The sequence below is a fragment of the Mycobacterium neumannii genome (genome assembly GCF_048452905.1).
Lineage (GTDB): Bacteria > Actinomycetota > Actinomycetes > Mycobacteriales > Mycobacteriaceae > Mycobacterium > Mycobacterium neumannii_B.
The window spans coordinates 343,891-368,438 of sequence record NZ_JBCGVF010000007.1; the positions used below are offsets into that span (position 1 = coordinate 343,891).

Here is a 24,548-nt window from a genome sequence, read left to right on the forward strand (position 1 = left end):
ACGGCGTTTCGCGGCCGGGAGCGTCGAAATCTCGTTTTCCGCCGCCGGAACCGCCTGCATATCAAGGCATTTCGGATTGTGTGGAAGCGCTAATCGGGCGCTCAGCGCGTGACCTGCGCCACACTACGGCGGGTCGGCGCCGCCGAAGAAGAAAATTTTCGCTGGTCATCAGCTTTCGGGCGTGTCGCGAGCAGCCGGTTTGTGACGTCTGTGACAGGTGAGTCTGGCGGTGCCTGAGTTGCGTCGCCAGCCGGTATGTCAGGCCAGGTAGGCGACCGCATCGCGCATTCTCTCGGCCGCGGCGCGCACCGCGCCCACGTCCGGGCCGGCGCGCAGCACCTCGCGGGACACCGCGGGCAGCAACTGGCCGGGTTGGGCCCCTCCGAGCCCGCTCAACGCCTCCGGACGCCCGCCCTGGGCCCCGACACCGGGGACCAGGACCGGTCCGGCGAGCGCGCTGACGTCGGGGGGGTCGGCAAGGGTGGCGCCGACGACGACGCCGATCGGGCCGGGTTGCGCGGGCAAGGCGTGGTTGATAGCCGCGGCGGCGTCGACGATCGCCTGCGCGACGGTGCGCCCGCCGGCATCGGCGCGCTGTATGGACGCGCCCTCGGGGTTCGAGGTGGCCGCAAGCACGAACACCCCGCGGTCGTGGGCCATCGCGGTGTCGATCAGCGGTTGCAGCGAGCCGAAGCCGAGGTAGGGCGATGCGGTCACCGCGTCGGCGGCCAGCGGCGAATCACCCGCCCATGCGGCGGCGTACGCGGCCATCGTCGAGCCGATATCGCCGCGTTTGGCGTCGGCGAGCACCAGCACTCCCGCCTCGCGGAGCGCGGCGATGGTGTGCTCGAGGACCGCGAACCCGGCGGCGCCGTACGCCTCGAAGAACGCGACCTGCGGTTTGACGACGGCGAAGTCGGAAAACGCCGTCACGCACACAGAGCAGAACCGGCGCAACCCGTCGGCGTCAGCGGTGAGTCCCCATGCGCGCATCAACTCCGGGTGCGGGTCGATGCCCAGACACAGTGGTCCACGCCGGGCCGCCGCGTCGGCCAACTGCAGGCCGAACCTCGTCACGGCCCCAGCACGCTGTGCAGTTCCTGCAGTGACATCACGCCGATGTCACCGCGGATGCCGGCCTCGATGCCCTGTACCGCCGCGGACGCGCCCTGCACCGTCGTGACACACGGAATGCTGTTCGCCACCGCCGCGGAACGGATCTCGTATCCGTCGACGCGAGGACCGGAGTTGCCGTACGGGGTGTTGATCACCATGTCCACCTCCCCGGCCTTGATGAGGTCGACGGCCGACGAGGCCGGCCTGTCCTCGCTCGGCTCCTGGAAGTGTTTGCGTACCTCCTCGCACGGAATCCCGTTGCGCCGCAACATCTCCGCGGTGCCTTCGGTGGCCAGAACCCTGAACCCTAGATCGGCAAGCCGTTTGACGGGGAACACCAGCGACCGCTTGTCGCGGTTGGCCACCGACACGAACACCGTGCCCTCCAGCGGCAGGGACCCGTAGGCGGCGGTCTGGCTCTTGGCGAAGGCGCTTCCGAAATCGTGGTCGATGCCCATCACCTCGCCCGTCGACTTCATCTCCGGGCCCAGCAGCGAGTCGATCTGGGTGCCATCGTGTTTGCGGAACCGGTTGAACGGCAGAACGGCTTCCTTGACCGCCACCGGAGCGTTGCGTGCGGTGCTCGCGCCGTCCCCGGTGCGCGCCAGCACGCCTTCCTCGCGCAGCTCGGCGATCGTCGCGCCGAGCATGATCCGCGCACACGCCTTGGCCAGGGGCACCGCGGTGGCCTTCGAGACGAACGGCACGGTGCGGCTGGCGCGCGGGTTGGCCTCCAGCACGTAGAGCACGTCGTCCTTGAGCGCGTACTGCACGTTCAGCAGGCCCACCACGCCGATACCGTGGGCGATCGCTTCGGTGGCCCGCCGAACGGCCTCGATGTCGCTGCGGCCCAACGTCACCGGTGGCAGCGCGCACGCGGAGTCACCGGAGTGGATACCGGCCTCCTCGATGTGCTCCATGATGCCGCCGATGTAGACCTCGGTCCCGTCGCAGAGCGCGTCGACGTCGATCTCTATGGCGTCCTCGAGGAACCGGTCCACCAGCACGGGATGTTCGGGCGAGAGTTCGGTGGCCCTGGTGATGTAGCCCTGCAGCGTCTCGTCGTCGTAGACGATCTCCATGCCGCGGCCGCCGAGAACGTAGGAGGGCCGCACCAGCACGGGGTAACCGATCTCGGCGGCGATGCGCCGCGCCTGCTCGAAGCTGGTGGCCAGGCCGAACCGCGGTGCAGGCAGGCCCGCGTTGGTCAGCACCTCGCCGAACGCGCCGCGATCCTCGGCCAGGTCGATGGCCTTGGGGCTGGTACCGACGATCGGCACGCCGGCGCTCTGCAGGCGTTCGGCCAGTCCGAGCGGCGTCTGGCCGCCGAGCTGCACGATGACGCCGACGACACCGGGACCGCTTGCGCCGGAGACGGATTCGGCGTAGTACACCTCGAGCACGTCCTCGAAGGTGAGCGGTTCGAAGTAGAGCCGGTCGGCGGTGTCGTAGTCGGTGGACACCGTCTCGGGGTTGCAGTTGACCATGACCGTCTCGAAGCCGGCCTGGCTCAACGTCGTTGCGGCGTGCACGCAGCTGTAGTCGAACTCGATGCCCTGACCGATGCGGTTGGGGCCCGAGCCGAGGATCAGCACCTTGGGCCGCTCGGTCTGCGGGGCCACCTCCGTCTCGGCGGCGGGGTCGAGCTCATAGCTGCTGTAGTGGTACGGGGTCTTGGCCTCGAACTCGGCGGCGCACGTGTCGACGGTCTTGAATACCGGGTGGATGCCGAGTCGCTGGCGCAGCGCCCGGACACCGACCTCACCGGCGAGTTCGGGTCGCAATGCGGCGATCTGGCGGTCGGACAGCCCGTGGTACTTGGCGCGCCGCAACAGGTCGGCGTCGAGCACCGGCGCATCGACGATTTCGGCGCGCAGCGCGACCAGCCCGGCGATCTGCTCGACGAACCACGGGTCGACTCCGGAGGCCTTCGACACCTGCTCGACGGTCGCGCCCTTGCGCAGCACCAGTTCCAGGTCATACAGGCGTCCGTCCGACGGTGTGCTCAGCCGCGCCAGCAACTCGTCGACGGTGACCGTGTCTTCATCGGGGTCGGGCTTGGTCCAGAACCCGGCGCGGCCGGACTCCAGCGAGCGCATCACCTTGCCGAGCGCTTCGATGAAGTTGCGCCCCAACGACATCGCCTCGCCGACCGACTTCATGGTGGTGGTCAGCGTGCCGTCGGCGCCGGGGAACTTCTCGAACGCGAAGCGCGGGGCCTTGACGACGACGTAGTCGAGCGTCGGCTCGAAACAGGCCGGGGTCTCCTTGGTGATGTCGTTGACGATTTCGTCGAGCGTGTAGCCGATGGCCAGCTTCGCCGCGATCTTGGCGATCGGAAACCCGGTGGCCTTCGACGCGAGCGCGCTCGACCGCGACACTCGCGGGTTCATCTCGATCACGATCAGGCGCCCGTCGGCGGGGTTGACGGCGAACTGGATGTTGCAGCCGCCGGTGTCGACGCCGACCTCGCGCAGGATCGCGATGCCCAGATCACGCATCGTCTGGTATTCGCGGTCGGTGAGCGTCATGGCAGGCGCGACGGTGACCGAGTCGCCGGTGTGCACACCCATCGGGTCGAAGTTTTCGATCGAGCACACCACGACCACGTTGTCGCGGCCGTCGCGCATCAACTCGAGTTCGTATTCCTTCCAGCCGAAGATCGATTCCTCGATCAGCACGTTGGCACTCGGCGAGGCCGCGAGCCCGTCACCGGCCATCCGATCGACGTCCTCGGCGGAGTACGCCATTCCCGAGCCCAGCCCGCCCATCGTGAACGAGGGGCGCACCACCACGGGAAGGCCGAGGTCCTCGACGGTTTCGCGTACCTCGTCCATGGTGAAACAGACTCGGGAGCGGGCGGATTCGCCGCCGACCTTGGCGACGATGTCCTTGAACCGCTGCCGGTCCTCGCCGCGCTGGATGGCCTCGAAGTCCGCGCCGATCAGCTCCACCCCGTGCTTGGCCAGCGCACCCGACTCCGACAGCGCGACCGCGGTGTTCAGCGCCGTCTGGCCACCCAGCGTGGCCAGCAGGCCGTCGATCTTGTTGCCGCGCTCGGCCTGCTGCACGATCACCCGCTCGACGAACGCGGGCGTGATCGGCTCCACGTAGGTGTGGTCGGCGTACTCGGGGTCGGTCATGATCGTCGCCGGATTCGAGTTGATCAGGCTGACCTGCAACCCCTCGGCGCGCAGTACCCGGCACGCCTGGGTGCCGGAGTAGTCGAATTCGGCGGCCTGACCGATCACGATCGGCCCGGAGCCGATCACCAGGACGTGGTTCAGGTCGCTCCGCTTGGGCATTACCGCATACCTCTTCTACCGCGAGTGACCGTGTTTGCGCACGACACGCCGCGCAAATTTGTACAACAGCGGTCGCTCACCGCGGACGACGTCACTTATTCTCCCCTGCCATCAGGTCGACGAACTTATCGAACAGATAGTTCGCATCGTGCGGTCCGGCCGCGGCCTCCGGGTGGTACTGCACCGAAAAGGCCAGCCCGCTGACGAGTTTGATGCCCTCTACGACGCCGTCGTTGGCGCAGGTGTGGCTGACGATCGCCTCACCGAACGGGGTGTCGAAGCGCTCCCCCGCCTCGCCCTCGAGGGCGAAACCGTGGTTCTGCGCGGTGATCGCGACGGCGCCGGTCTGGTGGTCGATCACCGGCACGTTGATCCCGCGGTGGCCGAACACCATCTTGTACGTCGAGCGTCCCAGCGCACGGCCCAGGATCTGGTTGCCGAAACAGATGCCGAACAGCGGAATGCCCGCGCCGAGCACCTCCCGGGTGACGGCCACGATGTGGTCGGCGGTGGCGGGGTCGCCGGGGCCGTTGGACAAGAACACGCCGTCGGGTTTCAGGTCGGCGATCTGCTCGTAGGTCGTCGACGCCGGCAGCACGTGGCTGCGGATACCGCGTCTTGCGAAATTGCGGGGGGTGTTGGTTTTGATGCCGAGGTCGATCGCTGCCACCGTGAACCGTTGCGGCCCTTCGGGTTCCACCACATAAGTGGCGTCGGTGCTGACCTCTCCCGCCAGGTTCGCGCCGAGCATGCCGGGCTGACTGCGCACCCGCTCGAGCAGCTCGTCGGGGTCAGCCAGCGCCGGTCCGGAGAATAACCCGGCCCGCATCGAGCCCCGACTGCGCAAGTGGCGCACCACCGCGCGGGTGTCGATGCCCGCGATGCCGACGATGCCCTGCCGTTCGAGTTCCTCGTCGAGCGTGCCGGTGGCCCGCCAGTTCGAGGCCCTCGGCGAGGGATCGCGCACCGCGTAACCGGCCACCCAGATCTTGTCGCCGCGGCTCTCGGCGTCCTCGTGGTTCCATCCGGTGTTGCCGATCTGCGGTGCCGTCGCGACCACGATCTGACCGTGATAACTCGGATCGGTGAGCGTCTCCTGATAGCCCGACATTCCGGTGGAGAACACCGCCTCGCCGAGCGCCTGCCCGGCCGCGCCGAACGCCGTGCCCGTGAAGACGCGGCCGTCCTCGAGCACTAGAACGGCCTTGTCGGTTCCTCTCACACCGCCTCCTGTTCCACCCAGTGCGAGTACTCGCGGCGGTCGTTGGCGCGAAACCCGGTATCGATTTCGGTGCCTGACGGCAATCGCCACCGGATCGCGAGAATGCCTTCGTGCGTCATCGCCTTGCCCGCGATCCCCCGCTCGGTGCGGATTTCGGTGATCGCCTCGTCGGGGATCCAGATCGGCAGAGCACCGCTGCGCTGCAACATGATTCCTTCGGGGTAACGGGTCAGCACGGCTTTGGCGCGAAAGCCCAGGTCGCCGACCACGATTCGGTCGTTCCAATGGGGGGCCAGCGTGCTGCCGACGTACAGGCCCTTGGTGGCGGACACGATCGCGGGCCCGACAGTGTCGGGAAGCGCAGGCAGCGTGCCGATCAGTTCGGCCTGACGTTCGGCGCGGCGGCGCCATCCCCGGATCATCGCCTGGATCAGCACCGCGATGAGCACGGCCACGACGGCGGCCATGACCAGCGATCCGACGAGCGTGGCCGTATTCATGCCGGACACTTCCCATCGCGCGCAGTCACCTTGCCGCGCAACAACGTCAGCGTGACCGCCGCGGGCAGTTCGAGCGCCTCGTAGGGGGTGTTTGCCGAGCGGCTGGCCAGCGCGGAACCCTCGACCGTCCACGTCGCGTCCGGGTCGACCACCGTCAGGTTGGCCGGCTCGCCGATCTCCAGTGGCCTTCCCTGATCGGGCAGCCCGACGATCTCGGCGGGCCGCTCGCTCATCACCCGCGCGACGTCCCGCCAGCTCAGCAGCCCCGGGCGCACCATCGTCTCGACCACCACCGACAGCGCGGTCTGCAATCCGAGCATGCCGGGGCGGGCGACGGAGAACTCGCAGCACTTCTCGTGCTCGGCGTGGGGGGCGTGATCGGTGGCCACACAATCGATGATCCCGTCCGCCAGCGCCTGGCGCAGCGCCCGCGCGTCCGAAGCCTCACGCAGCGGCGGGTTGACCCGGTAACGCCCGTCGTAGGTGGCCAGCCGTTCGTCGTCGAGCAGCAGGTGGTGTGGGGTCACCTCCGCTGTGATCGAGATCGCTTGTGATTTCGCCCATCGCACGATCTCGACCGTGCCCGTGGTGGACGCATGGCAGATGTGCACCCGCGCACCGGCGTCGCGTGCCAGCAGCGCATCGCGCGCGACGATCGACTCCTCGGCCGCCCGCGGCCACCCGGCGAGGCCCAGCCGGGCGGCGTTGGGACCTTCGTGGGCGACGGCGCCGACCGTGAGCCGGGGTTCCTCAGCGTGCTGGGCGATCAGCACACCGAGCCCGGTGGCGTATTCGAGCGCGCGGCGCATGATCAGCGGATCGTGCACACAGATGCCGTCGTCGGAGAACATCCGCACCTGCGCGGCACCGCCTGCCATCATCCCCATCTCGGTGAGCTGGGCACCCGCCAGGCCGACGGTCACCGCGCCGACGGGGTGCACGTCGACCAGGCCCACCTGCTGACCTCGCTGCCAGACATGGTCGGTCACCACGGGGCTGTCGGCGACGGGGTTGGTGTTGGCCATGGCGAACACCGCGGTGTACCCGCCCAGAGCGGCTGCTGCCGAGCCGGTTTCGATGTCCTCGGCGTACTCGCGGCCGGGCTCGCGCAGGTGAGTGTGCAGGTCGACGAAGCCGGGCAGCAGAACCTGATCGGTGGCGTCGATCACCTCGGAGGCCTTCTCGAGGCCGCCGGACTCCGCCAGGTCCGCGCCGATGTCGGCGATCTGCTCGTCGTCCACCAGCACGTCGACGCGGTCGCCCTCACCGTAGAGCCGGACCCCTCGTATCAGCACGCTCATACGCTGATCGCCTCTTTCTCGGCACCCACCAACAGGTGGAACAGCACCGCCATACGGATATGCACGCCGTTGGAAACTTGTTGCAGCACAGCCGATTGCGACGAGTCGGCGACGGAGAACGCGATCTCCATACCGCGGACCATCGGCCCCGGGTGGAGCACCACCGCGTTACCCGAAAGCAGCGCCTGGCGCTTCTCGGACAAGCCGTAGAGCACCGAGTACTCCCTGGCCGACGGGAAGAATCCGCCGTTCATGCGCTCGGCCTGCACCCTCAGCATCAGCACCGCGTCGGCCAGCGGCAGTTCGGCGTCGAGGTCGTGCGACACCGTGACCGGCCAGCCGGCGACGCCGACCGGCAGCAGCGTCGGCGGCGCGACCAGCACCACCTCCGCGCCGAGGGTATGCAGCAGAAGCACATTCGAGCGGGCCACCCGGCTGTGCAGGACATCGCCGACGATGACCACCCGCTTGCCCTCGATGTCGCCGAGGCGCTGGCGGATGGTCAACGCGTCGAGCAGCGCCTGGGTGGGGTGCTCGTGGGTGCCGTCGCCGGCGTTGATGACCGCGGGACCATGCCCGTCCTCGGTGGCCGTCCACTCCGCGAGTTGCTGCGGCGCTCCCGAAGCGGGGTGGCGCAGGATCAGAGCGTCGGCTCCCGCCGCGCGCAGCGTCAACGCGGTGTCGCGCAGCGACTCCCCCTTGGACACCGACGATCCCGAGGCGCTGACGTTGATCACGTCGGCGCTCATCCACTTACCGGCGACCTCGAAGGAGACCCGGGTGCGGGTCGAGTTTTCGTAGAACATCGTGATGATCGTGCGCCCACGCAGGGTGGGCAGCTTCTTGACCTCGCGGCCGAGCAGCGCCTGGCTGAAACGGTCGGCGTTGTCGAGGATCGCCAGCGCGTCGTCGCGCGACAGGTCCGCCGCCGAGAGCAGATGTTTCACCTGATCGGACCTCCGTACGGCGCGATGGACACACGGTCGTGGCCGTCGTCTTCGGCTAACCGGACCTTGACGTTCTCACTTCGGGACGTGGGCACGTTCTTGCCCACGTAGTCCGCACGCAGCGGCAGCTCGCGGTGGCCGCGGTCGACGAGGACCGCCAGCTGCACCGCCTTCGGCCTGCCGATGTCGCGCAGGGCGTCCAGGGCCGCGCGCACCGAGCGGCCGGTGTAGAGCACGTCGTCGACGAGGATGACGAGCGACTGGTCGACACCGCCCCCGGGTATCGAGGTCTCCTCCAGAGCGCGGGGCGGCTTGAAGTCGAGGTCGTCGCGGTACAGCGTGTTGTCCAGCGCGCCGTGCGGGACGACGACGCCGGAGAACTCCTTGATTTTCTCGGCGAGCCGGGTGGCCAACGTCACGCCGCGGGTCGGGATGCCGAGCAGGACGACGTGGGGGGCTTCGGCGTCATCGGGGGAACCGTCGAGTGCGGTCTTCTCGATGATCTGGTGGGCGATACGGGAAATGGTGCGGCCGACGTCCGCTGCGGACATCAGCTCCCGGTCGGTGCCCGACGAGCCTTCATGCGCGCCCAAGCGACTCTGACCTCCTTCTCCGCCTCTCTGGACGGCTCCTTAAAGGACGTCGAAACTGCGGGGAAGCTTAGCACCCGGACGACGGTGGTCCGATCAGGCCACGAAGGCGACTGCCCGCGCCGGCGCGTCAGTAGGCTTGCCGCGATGAAACTCGACGGCAACCACGCGTCCATCCGCGAGGCGATCGACGCGGGGCTCCTCGCCGGTGCGGTCACCCTGGTGTGGCACGCCGGTGAGGTGGTTCAGGTTAACGAGTTGGGGCACCGCGACGTCGACGCCGGACTGCCGATGCAGCGGGACACGATCTTCCGCATCGCCTCGATGACCAAACCCGTGACGGTCGCCGCCGCGATGAGTCTTCTCGAGCAAGGCCACTTCGCGCTCACCGACCCGGTCGCCACGTGGGTTCCCGAACTCGCCGACATGCAGGTGCTCGTCGACCCGCAGGGCGACCTGGACAAAACGACGCCTGCCCGGCGCCTGATCACGTTCGACGATCTGATGACACACCGCAGCGGCCTGGCCTATGCCTTCTCGGTACTGGGTCCGTTGAGCCGCGCCTACGGCCGGATGTCGTTCCGCCAGGATCAGGACCGCTGGCTGGCCGAGTTGGCCGCTCTACCGCTGGTGCACCAGCCCGGCGACCGGCTCACCTACAGCCACGCCACCGACGTGCTCGGAATCGCGATATCGCGAATCGTGGGCAAACCGTTGTCCGACATCCTGCGCGAACGGATCTTCGATCCACTGCAGATGCCCGACACCGGGTTCTCGGTGGGCACGGCGCGGCGCCACCGCGCCGCGACGATGTACAAGCTCGACCAGAGCAACACCCTGCAGCACGACGTGATGGGACCCGCGCCGATCTCCGATCCGCCGTTCTGCACAGGCGGTGCCGGATTGTGGTCGACCGTCGACGACTACCTGCGCTTCGCACGGATGCTGTTGGCCGGCGGGACGCTGGAGGGGGTCCAGGTGCTCTCGGAAGAGTCCGTGCGTCTCATGCGCACCGACCGCCTGACCGACGAGCAGAAGCGCCAGAACTTCCTCGGCGCCCCGTTCTGGGTGGGCCGCGGATTCGGGCTGAACCTCTCGGTGGTGACCGATCCGGCGAAATCCCGGCCGCTGTTCGGGCCCGGCGGGCTGGGCACTTTCAGCTGGCCCGGCGCCTACGGCACCTGGTGGCAGGCTGACCCGTCCGCGGATCTGATCCTGATCTACCTGGTCCAGAACCTGCCCGATATCAACGTCGACATGGCCGCGATCGCGGGCAACACATCGCTGGCCAAGCTGCAAAGCGCTCAGCCGAAATTCGTCCGCCGGACCTACCAGGCACTCGACATCTGAGCGTTTAGTCTGACGGCATGACCCAGCCAACCGTCTTGATCAGTGGCGCCGGGATCGCCGGGCCGTCGTTGGCGTTCTGGTTGACGCGCAACGGATATCGCGTCGTCGTCGTGGAGATCGCACTGGGCGTGCGGCCCGGCGGCCAGACGGTCGACCTGCGCGGCGCGGGCGGCGACGTCGTCGAGCGGATGGGGCTGATCGACCAGATGCGGGCCCGCGCACTCGAACAGCGCGGTGCGGCCTGGGTGCGTTCGGACAGCAGCAGACGTGCCGAGATGCCGGTGACCGCGTTCGACGGCAACGGTCTGGTGTCGAAGTTGGAGATCCTACGAGGCGATCTGGTGGACGTGCTGTACCAGGCCACCCGCGACTCCGTCGAATACCGCTTCGGACAGCGGATCTCGGAAATTCGCGAAGTCGACGCGGGAATCGAGGCGACACTGGCCGACGGCACCGTGCTGCACGCCGACCTCGTCGTCGGCGCCGACGGTCCGCATTCGACGGTGCGCCGCCTGGCCTTCGGCCCCGAGGAACAATTCGTCAAGCCCATCGGCGGATACAACGCGTGGTTCTCCGCGCCCGACAGCGTCGGACTCGACGGCTGGTACCTGCTCTACCAGGCCCCCGGCGGCCTCAACGCCTCGATGCGGCCCTCCCACGACCCCGCAATCGCCAAGGCCGGCCTGGCTTTTCGGTCCGAGCCGATTGAGTACGACCGGCACGACCCCGACCAACAGCGCCGGATCCTCGCCGAGCGGTTTGCAGGCGCCGGGTGGGAGTGCGACGCGCTGCTGGCCGCCGCCGACCAAGCCGACGACTTCTACTTCGATTCCTTCGCCCAGATCCACATGCCGTCCTGGTCGACGGGACGCGTCACCCTGGTCGGCGATGCCGGATACTGCGCATCGCCGCTGTCGGGTATGGGCACGAGCCTCGCGCTCGTCGGCGCCTATCTCCTCGCGGGTGAACTGGGACCGGCGGATTCGTTCGAGGCGGACGGCATCGCCGATGCGCTGGCGCGGTACGAGTCGCGGATGCGCCCGTACGTCAACACCTGCCAGAAGTTGAACAACACCATCGACCGGTATGCACCGATGAAGGAGTCCGACATCGCGGTCAACGCGGCGGTGATGAAGTGGATGCAGCGCTGGCCGTTTCGACCGGTGGCCGCACGGCTGTGGTTCACGACGGCCGATTCGATCGCGTTGCCGGAATATCCGGCCATGGTGGACAACTGAACTCCACGCGCTACTGCATGCTGCGCGAGAGGACGCGCCCGAACTGCAGCAGCCGCTGCATCTGCGCGAGCCCGCCGTTGTCAACGGACTTGTAGTAGCGGAACGACTCGCAGTAGACATCTGATTCGGTGGCCGACTTCTGTCGTGCGCGGGTGATCAGTTGGGTGTACATCCGCAACCTGACCTCCGACAGGCGCCGGGTGCCGTCGTCGAGCACCTCGTACTCGGTTGTGAGCACGTGGTCGGTGATCGTCGACAACAGGATCGTGCGCACCGAGGCGTTGAGCACGCGACGATCGCGGTCGGTCGACGACATCTCGTCGTCGGCGCGCCACATGATCAGTCGGTGCCCGTCGGTGAGGACGACCTCCTGCCAAAGGGATTGGTCCTCCTCGCCCCACGGCTCGTCGATGTAGCCGCGCGACATGATGAACGACTTGATGATCGGCAGGTCCACTACCGACCGCAGTTGGTCGAGCGCGAGTTCGGGATCGCGTAGATACACCCTGGCCGCTTCGTCGACGCTCGAGTACGGCGCCCAGTCCTGCGGTGTGGGCATCGCCTAGCCCCCGCTCCCCTCACCCCGCACGGCCGCAGCGGCGGCACGGATCTGTGGCGTCACGAGCATCACCTGACCCAGCACTCCGTTGACGAAACCCGGTGAATCGTCGGTGGACAACTGTTTGGCGAGTTCGACCGCCTCGTCGACGGCCACCGGTTCGGGAACGTCCTCGGCGTGCAGCAGCTCCCACACCGCGACCCGCAGGATCGCGCGATCGACGGCGGGCAGCCTCTCGAGCGTCCAGCCCTGCAGATGGGAGGCGATCAGATCGTCGATGTGTGCGGCGTGCTCCGTCACACCGCGCGCCACCGTCACCGTGTAGGGGTTGAGTGGCGATACGTCGGACTGGTTCTCGGCCAACGCATTTCGTGCATCGGCCACCTCGGCTGAGGTGAGCCCGCGCGCTTCGGCTTCGAAGAGCAGGTCGACGGCGCGCTTGCGTGCCTGATGCCTGCCCCGATCGCCTTTCCGGTCAGGCATTCACCCGACCCAGGTAGCTGCCGTCGCGCGAATCGATCTTCAGCTTGTCGCCGGTGTTGATGAACAGCGGCACCTGGATCTCGGCACCGGTCTCGACGGTCGCCGGTTTGGTGCCCGCGCTGGAGCGGTCACCCTGCAGACCCGGCTCGGTGTGGGTCACCTCGAGTTCGACGGTCACGGGCAATTCGAGGTAGAGCGGATTGCCGTCGTGGAAGGCGATCTGCACCGGCATGCTCTCCAGCAGAAAGCCGGCGGCGCGACCGACGAGCGACTCGGGCAGCGGATGCTGCTCGTAGTCCTCGGAATCCATGAACACGAAATCCGAACCGTCGCGGTACAGGTAGGTCGCGTCGCGCCGGTCGACCGTCGCGGTCTCGACCTTCACCCCGGCGTTGTAGGTCTTGTCCACGGTCTTGCCCGAGACGACGTTCTTGAGCTTGGTGCGCACGAAGGCCGGTCCCTTGCCCGGCTTGACGTGCTGGAACTCGATGATCTGCCAGAGCTGGCCGTCGATCACCAGGACGAGCCCGTTCTTGAAGTCGGCGGTCGTTGCCACGTTGGTCGTACTCCTTGTCAGAGGATGGCCAGTTCCTTGGGGAACCGGGTGAGCAAGTCTGCTGTCTGATGTCGTCGGCTACCCGGCTCCGAAGCGCCGCTCCCGACGACGAGCGTGTCCTCGATGCGGACACCGCCACGGTCGGGCAGATAGACACCGGGCTCCACGGTCACCGCGGAGCCAGCAAGCAGTGTACCGACGGAGGCCCCGCTGATTCCTGGCGCTTCGTGGATCTGCAACCCGACGCCGTGGCCGAGGCCGTGGGTGAAGTTCTCGACGTAGCCGGCGCCGGCGATGACCTGCCGCGATGCGGCGTCGACGTCCTTGCACGCGACTCCGGGCGCCAGCGCCTCCCGGCCCGCCTTCTGAGCGGCCGACACCAACGCGTAGATCTCGTGTTGCCAGTCTGCGATCGGCGCGAGCACGAAGGTTCTGGTCATGTCGGAGTGGTAGCCGCTCACCAAGGCACCGAAATCGATCTTGACGAAATCGCCGGCCGCCAGAACGGCATCGGTGGGCCGGTGATGCGGAATCGCCGAGTTCGGTCCGGCCGCCACGATCGTCTCGAACGACGGACCGTCGGCGCCGTGTTCGAGCATCAACCATTCCAGTTCGCGGGCGACCTCCTTCTCACTGCGACCGGCCCGCAGCCCACCGCGGTCGACCAGGTCCCGCAGTGCCGCGTCGGCGGCCTCGCACGCCAGCCGCAACAGCGCGACCTCGCCCGCGTCCTTGACTTCGCGCAGCGCCTCGACGGTTCCGGCGGCGCGCACCATGTCAATCTGTTCTCCGGCGGCCTTCTCTAGAACTGAAAAAGCATCGACGGTCACCACATGACTCTCGAAGCCGAGCCGGCGCACGCCGTCGGTGGCGGCACGACCCGCCAGATACGGTCCGCACGCCCGCTCGATGACGATCTCGGCGTCGGGCGCCTGCTGCCCTGCCTGCGTGCGATAGCGCCCGTCGGTCGCCAGCACCGGCGTTTCGTCGTCCGCCTTGATGAGCAGGGCGGCGTTGGAGCCGGTGAACCCGCTCAGATAGCGCACGTTGACCAGGTCCGATACCAACATGGCATCGATTTCGGACTTGGCCAGCCGCTCGCGCAGCCGATCCCGGCGCTGTGAAATAGTCACGGTCGATGACGCTACTCGCTAAGGTGAGGCCCCATGAGTAAGTGGTTGCTGCGCGGACTGGTGTTCGCGACCCTGATGGTGATCGTGCGATTGCTGCAGGGCGCGCTGATCAACGCGTGGGAAACCAAGGCCGGATTGATCAGCGTCGTGCTGGTCGTTCTGTTCGCCGTTGCGGTGTTCATCTGGGGGTTCGTCGACGGCCGCGCCGACGCCCGCGCCAACCCGGACCCGGACCGCCGCGGAGACCTGGCGATGATCTGGCTTCTGGCCGGCCTGTTCGCCGGAATCGTCAGCGGCGCGGTGGCATGGTTCATCTCGCTGTTCTACAAGGCGCTCTACGTCGAGGCGCTCGTCAACGAGCTCACCACCTTCGCGGCGTTCACCGCGCTGCTGGTGTTCCTGATGGCGCTCGCCGGAGTGGCGCTCGGCCGCTGGCTGGTCGACCGCAAGGCCGACCAGACCCCGCACCTGCACCGCGCCGGTGACGACGACCGCGCCGACACCGACGTGTTCGCCGCGGTCAGCCAACCGGGTACGGACGACACCACCCAGACCGCGCCCCGCGACGACCGGGTCTAGCTCTAGGCCCAGCGCTCCGTGAACCCGGACGAGTTCTGCACGTCCGACCAATGGAGCGTGCTGTCGTCCGCGTCGTCGAACTCCCAACTGGCCGGGGTGCTCGGCGGCTTCCTGATCACCGCGATCGCCCTGCTGTTCGACAAGAACAGCCGCGAAGGCGTGCACACGCTGGCGCTGTTCTCCTCGGCCGTCCTGGTCCTGATGCTCGACAGCTTCCTGTTCAGCTTGATCACCGGAACTCAGGTGCCCGACGGAGCGCGCCGGGCCACCTGCGCGATCGCCTGGACTCAGGGTGCGGTGTCGACCGGGATGCTGGCCGCCGGGGCGGTCGCGTTGTTCGGGGGGCTCGGCTGGATGCTGGCCAGCCACGCCGTCAACAAGATCAGCGACCAGGACCCCGCCGATGTGCGCGCGTATGGCTTCCTTGCCGAACTCGGCGGTTGGCTGACCTTCGCCGCCGCGATGACGGCGACGCTGATCGTGTCCGAGACCTCGATCGACTACCTGCGCTTCATGTGGGGACACCGGCCCGCGGTGTGGGTGGAGGGCACCATCGTCGTCGCGGCCGCGGCCTTCGTCATCGCCAATTTCGTGTTGGTGTACCTGCGCACCCGGGCGTTGCGAAAGTCGTTGGCCGACACCACCGAACCGACGCTCCTCGAGCTTCGGTCCATCCAGTTCGCCACCATCGGCACCGTGGTGCTCGCGATCGCCGGATCCTGGCTCGCGGTCAGCCTCGCTCGCATCCCCGAGGCCTGGCTCACGGCGCCCAACCCGGCGATCGTCGTCTGCGTGCTGATGCTCACCCTCGTGATGCCGACGGTGATCTCGACGGCGATCTGCTATTCGGTGGCCAGTACCGACGAACGCGGTTCCTCGCCGACGCTGGCCAGATACCGCAGGGCCAACAGGTAGCCCTGCACCCCCAGGCCGACGATCACACCGGTCGCCACCGCGCTGAGGTACGAATGATGCCGAAAATCCTCGCGGGCGTGCACGTTCGAGATGTGCACCTCGATCAGCGGCGCGCGCAGTTCGCTGCAGGCGTCGCGCAGGGCGACCGACGTGTGGGTCAGCGCGCCGGCGTTGATGATCACCGGATCACCGGCGTCCGCGGCTGCGTGGATCCAACCCAGCAGGTCGGCCTCGTTGTCGCTCTGGCGCACAACGGCCTTCAGTCCGAGCGCCTCGGCCTCGCGGTCGATGAGCGCCACCAGCTCGTCGTGGGTGGTGTTGCCGTACACGCCGGGTTCGCGGCGGCCCAGCCGACCGAGGTTGGGGCCGTTGAGCACGAGCACGGTCTGGGTCATGACGTCACCGCCCCTATTTCTGCGTAGGCCGCCGCCAGAAGTGACGGGTCAGGCCCTTCCAGGCGTCCGGGCTTGCCGAGCCCGTCGAGCACGACGAACCGCAGCACACCGGCGCGGGTCTTCTTGTCACCGGCCATGTTTTCCAGCAAGTCGCCGAAGGCGTCGGGGTCATAGCTGACCGGAAGCCCGAGCGAGGTCAGCACGGAACGGTGCCGCTCGGCGGTTTCGTCGTCCAGCCGGCCCGCGAGCCGGCCGAGTTCGGCTGCGAACACCAGTCCCACCGAAACGGCGGCGCCGTGCCGCCACTGGTAGCGCTCGCGGCGTTCGATCGCGTGGGCGAGGGTATGGCCGTAGTTAAGGATCTCGCGCAGTTGCGATTCCTTCTCGTCGGCGGCCACCACCTCGGCCTTGACCGCGATCGCGCGGCGGATCAGTTCGGGCAGCACGGGGCCCGTCGGGTCGAGTGCCGCCTCGGGGTCGGCCTCGATCAGGTCGAGGATCGTCGGGTCGGCGATGAAGCCGGCCTTGACGATCTCGGCCATACCCGCCACGAGTTCGTTGCGCGGCAACGTCTCCAGGGTCGCGAGGTCGACGAGCACGGCCGCCGGCTGGTGGAACGCACCGACGAGGTTCTTGCCCGCGTCGGTGTTGATGCCGGTCTTCCCGCCGACCGCGGCGTCGACCATGCCGAGCAGCGTTGTGGGCACGTGCACGATGTCGATGCCGCGCAGCCAGGTGGCCGCGGCGAACCCGGCGACGTCGGTGGCCGCCCCCCCGCCGAGGCTGACGATCGCGTCCTTGCGGCCGACCCCGATGCGGCCCAGCACTTCCCAGATGAACCCCACGACGGGCAGGTCCTTGCCCTTCTCGGCGTCCGGGATCTCGATGCGGTGTGCGTCGATCCCCTTGTCTGCCAGGGTGCTTCGTATGACCTCGGCGGTCTGCGCCAGCGTCGGCTGGTGCAGGATCGCTACTTTGTGCCTGCCCTCGAGCACGCGCTCGAGATCGCCGAGCAGTCCGGTGCCGACGATCACCGGGTAGGGAACCTCAACGAGGACGTCTATGGTCACGGGCTCAGTCACGGTTGGCCTTCGGATTGCGGGCGGCGACCGCCGCCGGGGACGGCGGGGCCTCGGTACTGGGTTCGGCGGTCAGCTGCGCCGGCCCCCTGCGCCACGGCGAGCGGCGCTTGCGTCGCGAGGAGTGGGAGTTCTCGGGGTTCTCGAGGCGGGCCACGATGTAGCGCACAACCGCGCCGGGGTTGCGGCGGTTGGTGTTGACCCGCAGCGTCGCCACTTGGCGGTACAGCGGAACCCGTTCGGACATCAGCGCTTTGAATTTCTCGCTGCGGTCGCCGCCCTCGAGCAGCGGGCGCACGGTGCTTCCGCCGGTCCGGCGAACCCCCTCGGCGGCGCTGATTTCCAGATAGATGACGGTGTGACCGGCCAGCGCATCGCGCACGCCGGGCGTGGTCACCGCGCCGCCCCCCAGCGACAGCACGCCGTCGTGGGTCTGCAGTGCCGAACCGATGACCTCTTCCTCGATCCGGCGAAACTCCTGCTCGCCGTCGGTGGCGAAGATGTCGGCGATCGTGCGGCCCGTGGTCTCCTCGATCGCGGCGTCGGTGTCGAGCATTGAAAGGTCGAGCGCCTTGGCCAGCCGCCGCCCGATGGTGGACTTACCCGAGCCGGGCAATCCGACCAGCACTGCTCGGGGCGCCATCAGCCCGAAGCCTGGACCCGTTGCGGAGAGGGCTCACGCGTGCGCACCGCCCGCAGGTAGTTGTCGATGTTGGCGCGCGTCTCGGTCAACGAGTCACCGCCGAACTTCTGCAGCGCCGCGCGCGCCAGCACCAGCGCCACCATGGTCTCGACGACCACGCCCGCGGCGGGCACCGCGCACACGTCGGAGCGCTGGTGGATCGCGACGGCCTCCTCACCGGTGTCCATGTCGACGGTGGCCAGGGCGCGCGGAACCGTGGAGATCGGCTTCATCGCCGCCCGCACCCGCAGCGGTTGGCCGTTGGTCATCCCGCCTTCCAGCCCGCCCGCGCGGTTCGTCGAGCGCATGATGCCGTCGGGTCCCGGATACATCTCGTCGTGGGCGACGCTGCCGCGGCGGCGGGCGGTCCGGAAGCCGTCGCCGATCTCGACGCCCTTTATCGCCTGGATGCCCATCACCGCGGCGGCGAGTTGGCTGTCCAGCCGATTGTCGCCACTGGTGAAGGAACCCAGCCCGACCGGGAGCCCGTTCGCCACGACCTCGACGACGCCGCCCAGCGTGTCGCCGTCCTTCTTGGCCGACTCGATCTCGTCGATCATCGACTTCTCGGCGTCCTTGTCGTACGCGCGCACCGGGCTGGCGTCGATCGCCGCGAGGTCGGCAGCTTGGGGCGGTGGGCCGTCGTAGGGGTCCGACGCCCCGATCGAGATGACATGGGACACCACCTCGACGCCGAGGGCCTCCTTGAGGAATGCGCGGGCGATGCTGCCTGCGGCGACGCGGGCCGCGGTCTCGCGCGCGCTGGCACGCTCCAGCACCGGGCGGGCGTCGTCGAAGCCGTATTTGAGCATGCCCGCGTAGTCGGCGTGCCCGGGCCGGGGCCGCGTCAGCGGCGCGTTGCGCGCGCTCTCGGCCAGCTCGGCGGGGTCGACCGGATCCGGGGCCATCACCGTCTCCCACTTGGGCCACTCGGTGTTGCCGATCTCGACCGCGATCGGGCCGCCGAGCGTGACGCCGTGTCGAACCCCCGCCAGCATCGTGACCTGGTCTTGTTCGAACTTCATTCGGGCGCCGCGGCCGTACCCGAGACGTCGACGCGCCAGTTGTCCGGCGATGTCGTCCGAGGTGACGTGCACGCCGGCGACCATGCCTTCGACCACGGCCACCAGGGCGCGGCCGTGTGATTCACCAGCAGTGGTCCATCGCAACACGCGTCCCATCTTCCCACGTCGGCCGTCTGACCCCGAATCAGGCGATGACCAGGCCGTCGAGGACGCGGGCGAGTTCGGCCGCGGCCTGACGGTGCGCGGCCTTCTGAGCGGTCGAGCGCGCGACGATCATGGCCGCCTCGCAGATGGCTCCGAACAGGAAGTGCGCCAGCGGCCCCGGCGTGCGCTTGGCGATCCGTCCCGCGTCGACCGCACGAGCGATGGCCGCCTCCATCATGTCGAGCAGGGGGGTCTCCAGGCGCCGCATCTGCTCCCAGCCCAGCGCGGTGAACGCGTCGAGCAGCACGATCCGTTGCACCCCCGGGTCGAGGCACTCGTCGAGGAACGCCTGGCAGCCGGCCCCGAACGCGTCCCACGGATCCTTCTTCCGCGCGTACGCACGCTGATAGGTCTCGACCAGTGGCACCGCCATCCGCTCGACCTCGCGCATGAAGACCGCCTCGAACAGCCCGCGCTTGCCGTCGAAGTGGTGGTAGACGGCGCCCTTGGTCACCCACGCCCGGGCCGCGACGGCGTCGAGCGAGGTCGCGTCGTATCCGTTCTCGGCGAACAACGCGCGCGCCGCGTCGATGAGCGCGGCGGTGGTCGCCTCGGTCCGTTCGGCCTGGGTGAGTCGCGTTGCGGGCATACCTCGAGTATGCAAGTGTTGTGCGGTCGGGGGTGGGAGCTTCCATGACCTCCGAGGTAATCGACTCGGCGAACCCGGTCCGCGAGAATCAGTGCGATGACGTCCGAGAAGCCGCCGATCCTGTTCCTACACTCGATTTTTGGAACTCCCGAGCTGTACAGGCCGTGGCTGGAGTTCTTCCGCGCCACGGGGTACGAGTGTCGTGCCGCGACGATGCCCGGCCGCAACCCGACGGATCGGGAGGTGTTGTCGGCGAGCGGGGTGGCGGAGTTCTTCGAGGCGGCGCTGGCGGCGTACGACAGCCTGGACGCCCCGGCGGTGGTGGTCGGCCACAGCATCGGCGGGCTACTGGGCCAGAAACTGGCCGCAGTGCGCGACGTGCGCGCGCTGGTGCTACTGGCGTCGATTCCGGCCGGGGTTTTGTGGCCGCAGCTGCGGTCTCTGCCGCACCTGGTCCCGATCCTGCCGGCGGTGCTGGCAGGCCGGCCGGTCCTGCCGAATGCGCGCACGATGCGGGCGGTCCCGTTGAGCACGCTGCCGACGGCCGAGCAGGATGAGCTGGTACCGAAGCTGGTGCCCGACTCGGGCAAGGCGTTTCGCGCGTTGACGTTGGGAACGCCGTCGGTGCGGGCGAACAGGCGTTCGGTGAGGTGTCCCGTGCTCGTGGTCAGCGGCGGTTCGGATCGCAATGTCGCGCCGTGGATTTCGCGACGGATCGCAAAGCGGTACAGCGCCGAGCATCAAATGCATCCGGACATGCCGCACTGGATCATCGCGGAGTCGGGTCTGCAGCGGGTAGCGCCGCCGGTGCTGGAGTGGCTTGAGCGAGTGCTCGCGAGCGGCCACGAATGCGAGCTCGCCACCGAGTAATCGTGCTCGCTCCGGTGCCTTGCCGGGCCAGTCCCGGGCATGCCAGAGCGGAGCGCGGCCAGCCAATCTCGTGGTGGCGTTCTTCTTCAGCTTCGAGTTCAGCGCGTTCGCGGCGTTCTGTCTCTTCAGTTCAGAGCACCTGGTAGACGCGGTAGTCGACGCGGTTGGGCGACAGTATGTTGTAGGCCACCGTCACGACCTCACCGAGCCGGGAATAGCGCTCGTCGGCGGTGGCCAGTCGCGGCGTGGTGCGGACATAGGTCTCGCGGAACGGCAGGACCTCACCGGCCGCGAGGCGCTGCGCGCCGTCGGCGGGGACCTTGATGATGCCTGCGCTCTCGAAGTGGATGAGCACACCGTCGTCGGAGCGCAGTGTCACGCGGACGTCGACCCGGCCTACGCCGTCCTCGCCCACGAGCAACCAATCTCCGCCACCCGGCAGCACCTCGCCGGTGAGCGCGGGTCCGGCTATTGCCCCGCCGGCCGCGACGAAGGTCATCCGCATGCCGGTGGTGGTCGGGACCGGTTGCGCCGGAAGCAATTCGACGGTCATGTCGAACAGGTGCTCCACCGGGAGTGCATCGACTAGCGGCAGCTGGTCGACCACCGCAGACGCGGTCACGAGGGGCTCCCGCTCATCGTCGCCATCAACTGCGCGGAATCGATGAACGAGTCCTTGCGCGCGACCAAGCCGTCGGGTGAGACGACGACCAGGTCGAGGCAGTCGAATCGCACGTTACCGGAGATCAACACCCAGTCGAGCACCCAATGCGCATCGCCGTAGAGAACTCGGTTGACCTCGAAGGCGAAGTCGGGGAATTGCCGGAAGACACCGGCGAACGCCTCCCGCGCGGCGTCGCGGCCCACCGCGGGCTCGATATCCACATGGGTCCAGAATCGGGTGTCCGCGGTGTGCAGTTCGGCGATCGCGTCGGGATCCCGAGCCGCCCACGCGGCGAAATACCGCTCCGAGATGGCTTTCAGATCAAGGTCGACATTTTGCATACTCGCAGTATGTATTAACCTACTCTGAGTATGCAACTTGCAGTTGTTCTGAATCCAACACAGCCGTTACGCGGGCGAAACACCGCGACCGCACAGTTTTTCCATGGATTCAAGATCGGCATTGACGGTGAGCATCGGTGTGCTCGGCGGACTCGCGGTTGCCTTGACCGCGGAAGTGATCACGGTCCCGATCTGGGTGGTCTTCCTGACGTGGGCCACCTTCTTCTTCGTCGGTGGCGGTATCGGCGGATGGGTGCGGTCGCTGGCGAGCAATCTGGCCGGCGTCCTGATTGCGTCGGCGAGCCTGTATGCGGGCCACCTGTTGGGCGGCAGCCTGTTGGCGGTCGCGGTGGCCGTCGGGATCGGCAGCGCGGTGATGGTGCAGGTGTCCTGGCTACCGCTGCTCTCGACGACGCCCGCGGTGGTGGTCGGTTTCGCGAGCACGGTGTCCACGGTGGCCGGGACGGGCAACGCGATCACCGTGACGTCGATATCGCATCCGGGCCTGGTCGCCGCGATGGCGTGTGTGCTCGGGGCCTCGTTCGGGCTGTTGAGCGAGTACGTCGCGAAGGTGTTGACCCGCGAGCCCGAACCGCACCACGGGAGTCCGGAAAATGCACCGACGACGGAAGGCAGCCCCGCGTAATGAAACTGCAGCACTACCTTGGCGGCCTGGAGGGGCTGCCGGCACCGCTCACGTTCGAGAAGCGAGTCTTCGTCGAAGAGTGGGAGAAGCGGATCTTCGGTATCCACGTCGCGATGATGGGGTTGTCGAACCACCTCGGTTCGTCGCTTCCGCGGTATCCGATCGACGAGGTGCCGACCGCGTTCAAGGACGAGTGGACGTGGGCTGACCTGCGCACCGGCGCCGAGGCGATGAACCCGTTCGACTACTTCAAGTTCCGCTACTACGAGAAGTGGCTGGGCGGCATCACGCAGTTCTTCATCGACAAGGGCTACGTGAGCGAAGACGAATTGGCCGCGCGTAAAGAGGAATTGGCCGCCGAAGCCGCCCCTGCCGTCGCCGATCCGGTGCCGGCGATCGACGACCAGGTCGTCGACTACCTGCGTCGGGGCGACAGCCCCCGGCGCGACGTCGCGCACCCGAAGTTCGCCGTCGGCGACTCCGTGCGCATCACCAACGTCGCCGCCGCCGCCCACACCCGCCTGCCCGGCTATCTGCGTGGTCGCGTGGGCACCGTGGAGCGGATCTTCGAGGGTGACTACGCGTACTTCACCCACACCGGTGACGGCATCGGTGACCCGATGCCGATCTACATCGTCGCGTTCGACCCGCAGGATCTGTTCGGTGAGCGCGCCGAGGACGGTCCGCTGACCATCTACGCCGAGCTGTTCGAGGCCTACCTGGAAGGAGTGCGATGAGCGACCAGTTCTTCTACCCCGAGGATCGCGAGCTGTCCAGCGCGGCCAAAGTCGCTGCACTGGAATCTCTTCTGATCGAGAAGGGCGTGATCACGAACCAAACTGTGGACAAGGTGTTGTCGTACTTCGAATCGGAGATGACACCGCTGAACGGCCGCAAGATCGTCATTAAGGCATGGACCGACCCGGATTTCGCGGCTCGCGTCGTGGTCGACACCCCTGCGGCCATCGCCGAACTCGAGCTGCCCGAGGGTATGGCCGGCGCCGAGGGTGAGCATCTGCAGGCCGTCGCCAACTCCCCCGGTGTGCATAATCTGGTCATCTGCACGCTGTGTTCGTGCTTCCCGTGGCCCGTGCTGGGTCTGCCGCCGTACTGGTACAAGGACCCGGTGTTCCGTGCTCGCGCGGCGCGCGAACCACGCAAGGTGCTCGCCGAGATCGGCGTCGAACTGCCCGAGGACACCGAGATCAAGGTCTGGGACAGCAGCGGTCACTCACGGTGGTTCGTCATCCCCGAACGCCCGTCCGGCACAGAACAATTCACTGATGAGGATCTGATGGAGCTGGTCACGACCGAATCGATGATGGGCGTGGCCCTGGCGGGGCCGGTCTCATGAGCCTGCACGAGACCTGCACCACCGACCAGGCCGCTCCGCAGTTCGACCACGACTGGCAGCGGCGGGCGTTCGGTCTGGCACTGGCCCTGTCGGAATTCCGCCACTTCGATTGGAGTGACTTCCAGCAGAGCCTGATCGAGACGATCGGACGGTGGGAGGAGACCCCGGAATCCGACCGCGGCGACTGGCAGTACTACGACCACTGGGTCAGCGCCCTGGAGAAGGTAATTCACGATCACCATTTGTTGACCGCGCCCGCGCGCATGACCGGAGACAGCCATGACTGAGGCGACCGCCGCCCGCATCGATGTCAGCGGACTGGCCGCCACCGCGTGGTTGACCGGTACGGCGTTCCTGGCATTGATGGTGCTGTATCTCGTCGGGCTCGACCGGGGCGCGACGTCGATCTTCGGCTCGGACACCCACATCCACGAGTTCGTGCACGACGCCCGCCATCTGCTCGGGTTCCCCTGCCACTAGGACACCGCGAGCGCGGTCACCGTCGCCGCGGCCAGACACATCGACAGGCCGTGTGGGACAGTGCTTTCCCTGCGGCACATCACGGCGGCGACGGCCCATGTCGCCGTCACAAGCGGTGCGGTTAGCGCGGACAGGGCCCACACGTCGACGCCGAATGAACCGGTCAGGGCTCCGAGACCGATCGCGAGCTTGACGTCGCCGGCGCCCATCGCCGCAGGCGCGAGCAGGTGCACCGTCAGGTACACGAGGAACAGCGCCGAGGCGCCGATCAAGGCGGCGCCACCGCGCCCCGTCACGAACGCGACCGCAACGATCACCAGCGCACCCGGCAGGGTCAGCCAGTTGGGCAGCCGACGCGCCGTGACGTCGAACACGCTCAGCGCCACCAGCCACGCCAGTACAGCGCCGCAACCCACTCCCCCCAT

General features: G+C 67.9%; 28 protein-coding genes and 1 pseudogene. 10 read left to right on the top strand and 19 right to left on the bottom strand.

Annotated features, from left to right (window positions below; genetic code table 11):
• Positions 1-258: 258 nt before the first annotated feature.
• The 7 genes from pyrF to pyrR all read right to left on the bottom strand — a co-directional run bounded on the left by pyrF (position 259) and on the right by pyrR (position 8,984).
• Complete coding sequence (gene pyrF, locus AAHH99_RS21920) at positions 259-1,077, bottom strand: orotidine-5'-phosphate decarboxylase (RefSeq protein ID WP_418770578.1); 819 nt, start codon at positions 1,075-1,077, stop codon at positions 259-261.
• Positions 1,074-4,421 (bottom strand): carbamoyl-phosphate synthase large subunit, encoded by a 3,348-nt coding sequence (gene carB, locus AAHH99_RS21925; protein WP_418770579.1) that lies wholly within the window; start codon positions 4,419-4,421, stop codon positions 1,074-1,076. Before carB ends, pyrF begins: the two co-directional genes overlap by 4 nt.
• 91 nt (positions 4,422-4,512) lie before the next feature.
• Positions 4,513-5,643, bottom strand: coding sequence for a glutamine-hydrolyzing carbamoyl-phosphate synthase small subunit (gene carA / locus AAHH99_RS21930; RefSeq protein WP_418770580.1), 1,131 nt, complete (start codon positions 5,641-5,643; stop codon positions 4,513-4,515).
• Positions 5,640-6,143, bottom strand: a complete 504-nt coding sequence (locus tag AAHH99_RS21935) for a transporter (protein ID WP_418770581.1) — start codon at positions 6,141-6,143, stop codon at positions 5,640-5,642. The genes carA and AAHH99_RS21935 overlap by 4 nt, the downstream gene beginning before the upstream one ends.
• Positions 6,140-7,444: a dihydroorotase gene (locus AAHH99_RS21940; protein ID WP_418770582.1), complete on the bottom strand. Its 1,305-nt coding sequence runs from the start codon at positions 7,442-7,444 to the stop codon at positions 6,140-6,142. Before AAHH99_RS21940 ends, AAHH99_RS21935 begins: the two co-directional genes overlap by 4 nt.
• The gene (locus AAHH99_RS21945) at positions 7,441-8,391 is read right to left on the bottom strand and encodes an aspartate carbamoyltransferase catalytic subunit (RefSeq protein WP_064395441.1); all 951 of its coding nucleotides are present in this window, start codon (positions 8,389-8,391) and stop codon (positions 7,441-7,443) included. Before AAHH99_RS21945 ends, AAHH99_RS21940 begins: the two co-directional genes overlap by 4 nt.
• Positions 8,388-8,984, bottom strand: a complete 597-nt coding sequence (gene pyrR / locus AAHH99_RS21950) for a bifunctional pyr operon transcriptional regulator/uracil phosphoribosyltransferase PyrR (RefSeq protein ID WP_418770583.1) — start codon at positions 8,982-8,984, stop codon at positions 8,388-8,390. Before pyrR ends, AAHH99_RS21945 begins: the two co-directional genes overlap by 4 nt.
• 144 nt (positions 8,985-9,128) lie before the next feature.
• Here pyrR and AAHH99_RS21955 point away from each other — a divergent pair, with 144 nt between their 5' ends.
• Together AAHH99_RS21955 and AAHH99_RS21960 are read left to right on the top strand one after the other, a co-directional pair.
• Complete coding sequence (locus AAHH99_RS21955) at positions 9,129-10,331, top strand: serine hydrolase domain-containing protein (RefSeq protein WP_418770584.1); 1,203 nt, start codon at positions 9,129-9,131, stop codon at positions 10,329-10,331.
• Between the two features lie 17 nt (positions 10,332-10,348).
• Positions 10,349-11,569 carry an FAD-dependent monooxygenase gene (locus AAHH99_RS21960; protein ID WP_418770585.1) on the top strand — a complete coding sequence of 407 codons (1,221 nt, stop codon included), beginning with the start codon at positions 10,349-10,351 and terminating at the stop codon, positions 11,567-11,569.
• Positions 11,570-11,579: 10 nt separating this feature from the next.
• Here the strand turns inward: AAHH99_RS21960 and AAHH99_RS21965 are convergent, their stop codons facing one another.
• The 4 genes from AAHH99_RS21965 to AAHH99_RS21980 are packed head-to-tail and all read right to left on the bottom strand — an operon-like array spanning position 11,580 to position 14,300.
• The gene (locus tag AAHH99_RS21965; RefSeq protein WP_418770586.1) at positions 11,580-12,128 is read right to left on the bottom strand and encodes a hypothetical protein; all 549 of its coding nucleotides are present in this window, start codon (positions 12,126-12,128) and stop codon (positions 11,580-11,582) included.
• A 3-nt stretch (positions 12,129-12,131) separates the two neighbouring features.
• Positions 12,132-12,611, bottom strand: a complete 480-nt coding sequence (gene nusB, locus AAHH99_RS21970; RefSeq protein WP_064395436.1) for a transcription antitermination factor NusB — start codon at positions 12,609-12,611, stop codon at positions 12,132-12,134.
• Complete coding sequence (gene efp / locus AAHH99_RS21975; protein WP_064395435.1) at positions 12,604-13,167, bottom strand: elongation factor P; 564 nt, start codon at positions 13,165-13,167, stop codon at positions 12,604-12,606. Before efp ends, nusB begins: the two co-directional genes overlap by 8 nt.
• 17 nt (positions 13,168-13,184) lie before the next feature.
• Positions 13,185-14,300 (bottom strand): M24 family metallopeptidase, encoded by a 1,116-nt coding sequence (locus AAHH99_RS21980; protein WP_418770587.1) that lies wholly within the window; start codon positions 14,298-14,300, stop codon positions 13,185-13,187.
• A 33-nt stretch (positions 14,301-14,333) separates the two neighbouring features.
• Between AAHH99_RS21980 and AAHH99_RS21985 the strand changes: the two genes are divergently transcribed.
• Together AAHH99_RS21985 and AAHH99_RS21990 are read left to right on the top strand one after the other, a co-directional pair.
• Complete coding sequence (locus tag AAHH99_RS21985; RefSeq protein WP_418770588.1) at positions 14,334-14,879, top strand: B-4DMT family transporter; 546 nt, start codon at positions 14,334-14,336, stop codon at positions 14,877-14,879.
• A gap of 18 nt (positions 14,880-14,897) precedes the next feature.
• Entirely contained in the window at positions 14,898-15,794 is an 897-nt protein-coding gene (locus AAHH99_RS21990) for a hypothetical protein (RefSeq protein WP_418770589.1), read from the top strand.
• On the opposite strand, the gene aroQ is transcribed toward AAHH99_RS21990, so the two are convergent.
• The 5 genes and pseudogenes from aroQ to AAHH99_RS22015 form a co-directional block, all read right to left on the bottom strand.
• The gene (gene aroQ / locus AAHH99_RS21995; RefSeq protein WP_418770590.1) at positions 15,722-16,189 is read right to left on the bottom strand and encodes a type II 3-dehydroquinate dehydratase; all 468 of its coding nucleotides are present in this window, start codon (positions 16,187-16,189) and stop codon (positions 15,722-15,724) included. The two genes, AAHH99_RS21990 and aroQ, sit on opposite strands and share 73 nt — an antisense overlap.
• A complete protein-coding gene (aroB, locus tag AAHH99_RS22000; RefSeq protein ID WP_418770591.1) occupies positions 16,186-17,271 on the bottom strand; it encodes a 3-dehydroquinate synthase in 1,086 nt (361 codons plus the stop codon). Before aroB ends, aroQ begins: the two co-directional genes overlap by 4 nt.
• 115 nt (positions 17,272-17,386) lie before the next feature.
• Positions 17,387-17,911, bottom strand: a pseudogene (locus tag AAHH99_RS22005) (shikimate kinase); the annotation flags it as partial.
• A complete protein-coding gene (gene aroC / locus AAHH99_RS22010; protein WP_418770739.1) occupies positions 17,911-19,122 on the bottom strand; it encodes a chorismate synthase in 1,212 nt (403 codons plus the stop codon). The pseudogene AAHH99_RS22005 and the gene aroC, both read right to left, overlap by 1 nt.
• A gap of 37 nt (positions 19,123-19,159) precedes the next feature.
• Complete coding sequence (locus tag AAHH99_RS22015; RefSeq protein ID WP_418770592.1) at positions 19,160-19,768, bottom strand: TetR/AcrR family transcriptional regulator; 609 nt, start codon at positions 19,766-19,768, stop codon at positions 19,160-19,162.
• A gap of 96 nt (positions 19,769-19,864) precedes the next feature.
• On the opposite strand from AAHH99_RS22015, the gene AAHH99_RS22020 reads away from it, so the two are divergent.
• Positions 19,865-20,638 (top strand): alpha/beta hydrolase, encoded by a 774-nt coding sequence (locus tag AAHH99_RS22020; RefSeq protein WP_418770593.1) that lies wholly within the window; start codon positions 19,865-19,867, stop codon positions 20,636-20,638.
• A 130-nt stretch (positions 20,639-20,768) separates the two neighbouring features.
• Here the strand turns inward: AAHH99_RS22020 and AAHH99_RS22025 are convergent, their stop codons facing one another.
• Positions 20,769-21,260 carry a DUF3237 domain-containing protein gene (locus AAHH99_RS22025; RefSeq protein WP_418770594.1) on the bottom strand — a complete coding sequence of 164 codons (492 nt, stop codon included), beginning with the start codon at positions 21,258-21,260 and terminating at the stop codon, positions 20,769-20,771.
• The gene (locus AAHH99_RS22030; RefSeq protein WP_418770595.1) at positions 21,257-21,643 is read right to left on the bottom strand and encodes a nuclear transport factor 2 family protein; all 387 of its coding nucleotides are present in this window, start codon (positions 21,641-21,643) and stop codon (positions 21,257-21,259) included. Before AAHH99_RS22030 ends, AAHH99_RS22025 begins: the two co-directional genes overlap by 4 nt.
• Positions 21,644-21,746: 103 nt before the next feature.
• Between AAHH99_RS22030 and AAHH99_RS22035 the strand changes: the two genes are divergently transcribed.
• From AAHH99_RS22035 to AAHH99_RS22055, 5 genes are read left to right on the top strand one after another with little or no spacing between them, the layout of a single operon-like run.
• Positions 21,747-22,289 carry a DUF1097 domain-containing protein gene (locus tag AAHH99_RS22035; protein ID WP_418770596.1) on the top strand — a complete coding sequence of 181 codons (543 nt, stop codon included), beginning with the start codon at positions 21,747-21,749 and terminating at the stop codon, positions 22,287-22,289.
• Entirely contained in the window at positions 22,289-23,026 is a 738-nt protein-coding gene (gene nthB / locus AAHH99_RS22040; protein ID WP_418770597.1) for a nitrile hydratase subunit beta, read from the top strand. Before AAHH99_RS22035 ends, nthB begins: the two co-directional genes overlap by 1 nt.
• On the top strand, positions 23,023-23,643 hold the full coding sequence (gene nthA, locus AAHH99_RS22045; protein WP_418770598.1) for a nitrile hydratase subunit alpha: 621 nt from the start codon (positions 23,023-23,025) through the stop codon (positions 23,641-23,643). The genes nthB and nthA overlap by 4 nt, the downstream gene beginning before the upstream one ends.
• Positions 23,640-23,930 carry a nitrile hydratase accessory protein gene (locus AAHH99_RS22050; protein ID WP_418770599.1) on the top strand — a complete coding sequence of 97 codons (291 nt, stop codon included), beginning with the start codon at positions 23,640-23,642 and terminating at the stop codon, positions 23,928-23,930. The genes nthA and AAHH99_RS22050 overlap by 4 nt, the downstream gene beginning before the upstream one ends.
• Complete coding sequence (locus AAHH99_RS22055; RefSeq protein ID WP_418770600.1) at positions 23,923-24,123, top strand: CbtB domain-containing protein; 201 nt, start codon at positions 23,923-23,925, stop codon at positions 24,121-24,123. Before AAHH99_RS22050 ends, AAHH99_RS22055 begins: the two co-directional genes overlap by 8 nt.
• Here the strand turns inward: AAHH99_RS22055 and AAHH99_RS22060 are convergent.
• Positions 24,120-24,548, bottom strand: coding sequence for a prepilin peptidase (locus AAHH99_RS22060; RefSeq protein WP_418770601.1), 429 nt, complete (start codon positions 24,546-24,548; stop codon positions 24,120-24,122). The genes AAHH99_RS22055 and AAHH99_RS22060 overlap by 4 nt on opposite strands.

Excerpts from the sequence above, each read along its gene's own strand:
- AAHH99_RS22030 (WP_418770595.1), bottom strand. The coding sequence starts at position 21,643 with ATGCAAAATGTCGACCTTGATCTGAAAGCCATCTCGGAGCGGTATTTC.
- AAHH99_RS21940 (WP_418770582.1), bottom strand. The coding sequence starts at position 7,444 with ATGAGCGTGCTGATACGAGGGGTCCGGCTCTACGGTGAGGGCGACCGC.
- AAHH99_RS21960 (WP_418770585.1), top strand. The coding sequence starts at position 10,349 with ATGACCCAGCCAACCGTCTTGATCAGTGGCGCCGGGATCGCCGGGCCG.
- AAHH99_RS22035 (WP_418770596.1), top strand. The coding sequence starts at position 21,747 with ATGGATTCAAGATCGGCATTGACGGTGAGCATCGGTGTGCTCGGCGGA.
- aroQ (WP_418770590.1), bottom strand. The coding sequence starts at position 16,189 with ATGACCCAGACCGTGCTCGTGCTCAACGGCCCCAACCTCGGTCGGCTG.
- AAHH99_RS22020 (WP_418770593.1), top strand. The coding sequence starts at position 19,865 with ATGACGTCCGAGAAGCCGCCGATCCTGTTCCTACACTCGATTTTTGGA.
- AAHH99_RS22055 (WP_418770600.1), top strand. The coding sequence starts at position 23,923 with ATGACTGAGGCGACCGCCGCCCGCATCGATGTCAGCGGACTGGCCGCC.
- AAHH99_RS21985 (WP_418770588.1), top strand. The coding sequence starts at position 14,334 with ATGAGTAAGTGGTTGCTGCGCGGACTGGTGTTCGCGACCCTGATGGTG.
- nusB (WP_064395436.1), bottom strand. The coding sequence starts at position 12,611 with ATGCCTGACCGGAAAGGCGATCGGGGCAGGCATCAGGCACGCAAGCGC.
- AAHH99_RS21955 (WP_418770584.1), top strand. The coding sequence starts at position 9,129 with ATGAAACTCGACGGCAACCACGCGTCCATCCGCGAGGCGATCGACGCG.
- AAHH99_RS22060 (WP_418770601.1), bottom strand. The coding sequence starts at position 24,548 with ATGGGGGGAGTGGGTTGCGGCGCTGTACTGGCGTGGCTGGTGGCGCTG.
- AAHH99_RS21965 (WP_418770586.1), bottom strand. The coding sequence starts at position 12,128 with ATGCCCACACCGCAGGACTGGGCGCCGTACTCGAGCGTCGACGAAGCG.
- AAHH99_RS22050 (WP_418770599.1), top strand. The coding sequence starts at position 23,640 with ATGAGCCTGCACGAGACCTGCACCACCGACCAGGCCGCTCCGCAGTTC.
- AAHH99_RS22015 (WP_418770592.1), bottom strand. The coding sequence starts at position 19,768 with ATGCCCGCAACGCGACTCACCCAGGCCGAACGGACCGAGGCGACCACC.
- carB (WP_418770579.1), bottom strand. The coding sequence starts at position 4,421 with ATGCCCAAGCGGAGCGACCTGAACCACGTCCTGGTGATCGGCTCCGGG.
- AAHH99_RS21935 (WP_418770581.1), bottom strand. The coding sequence starts at position 6,143 with ATGAATACGGCCACGCTCGTCGGATCGCTGGTCATGGCCGCCGTCGTG.
- nthA (WP_418770598.1), top strand. The coding sequence starts at position 23,023 with ATGAGCGACCAGTTCTTCTACCCCGAGGATCGCGAGCTGTCCAGCGCG.
- nthB (WP_418770597.1), top strand. The coding sequence starts at position 22,289 with ATGAAACTGCAGCACTACCTTGGCGGCCTGGAGGGGCTGCCGGCACCG.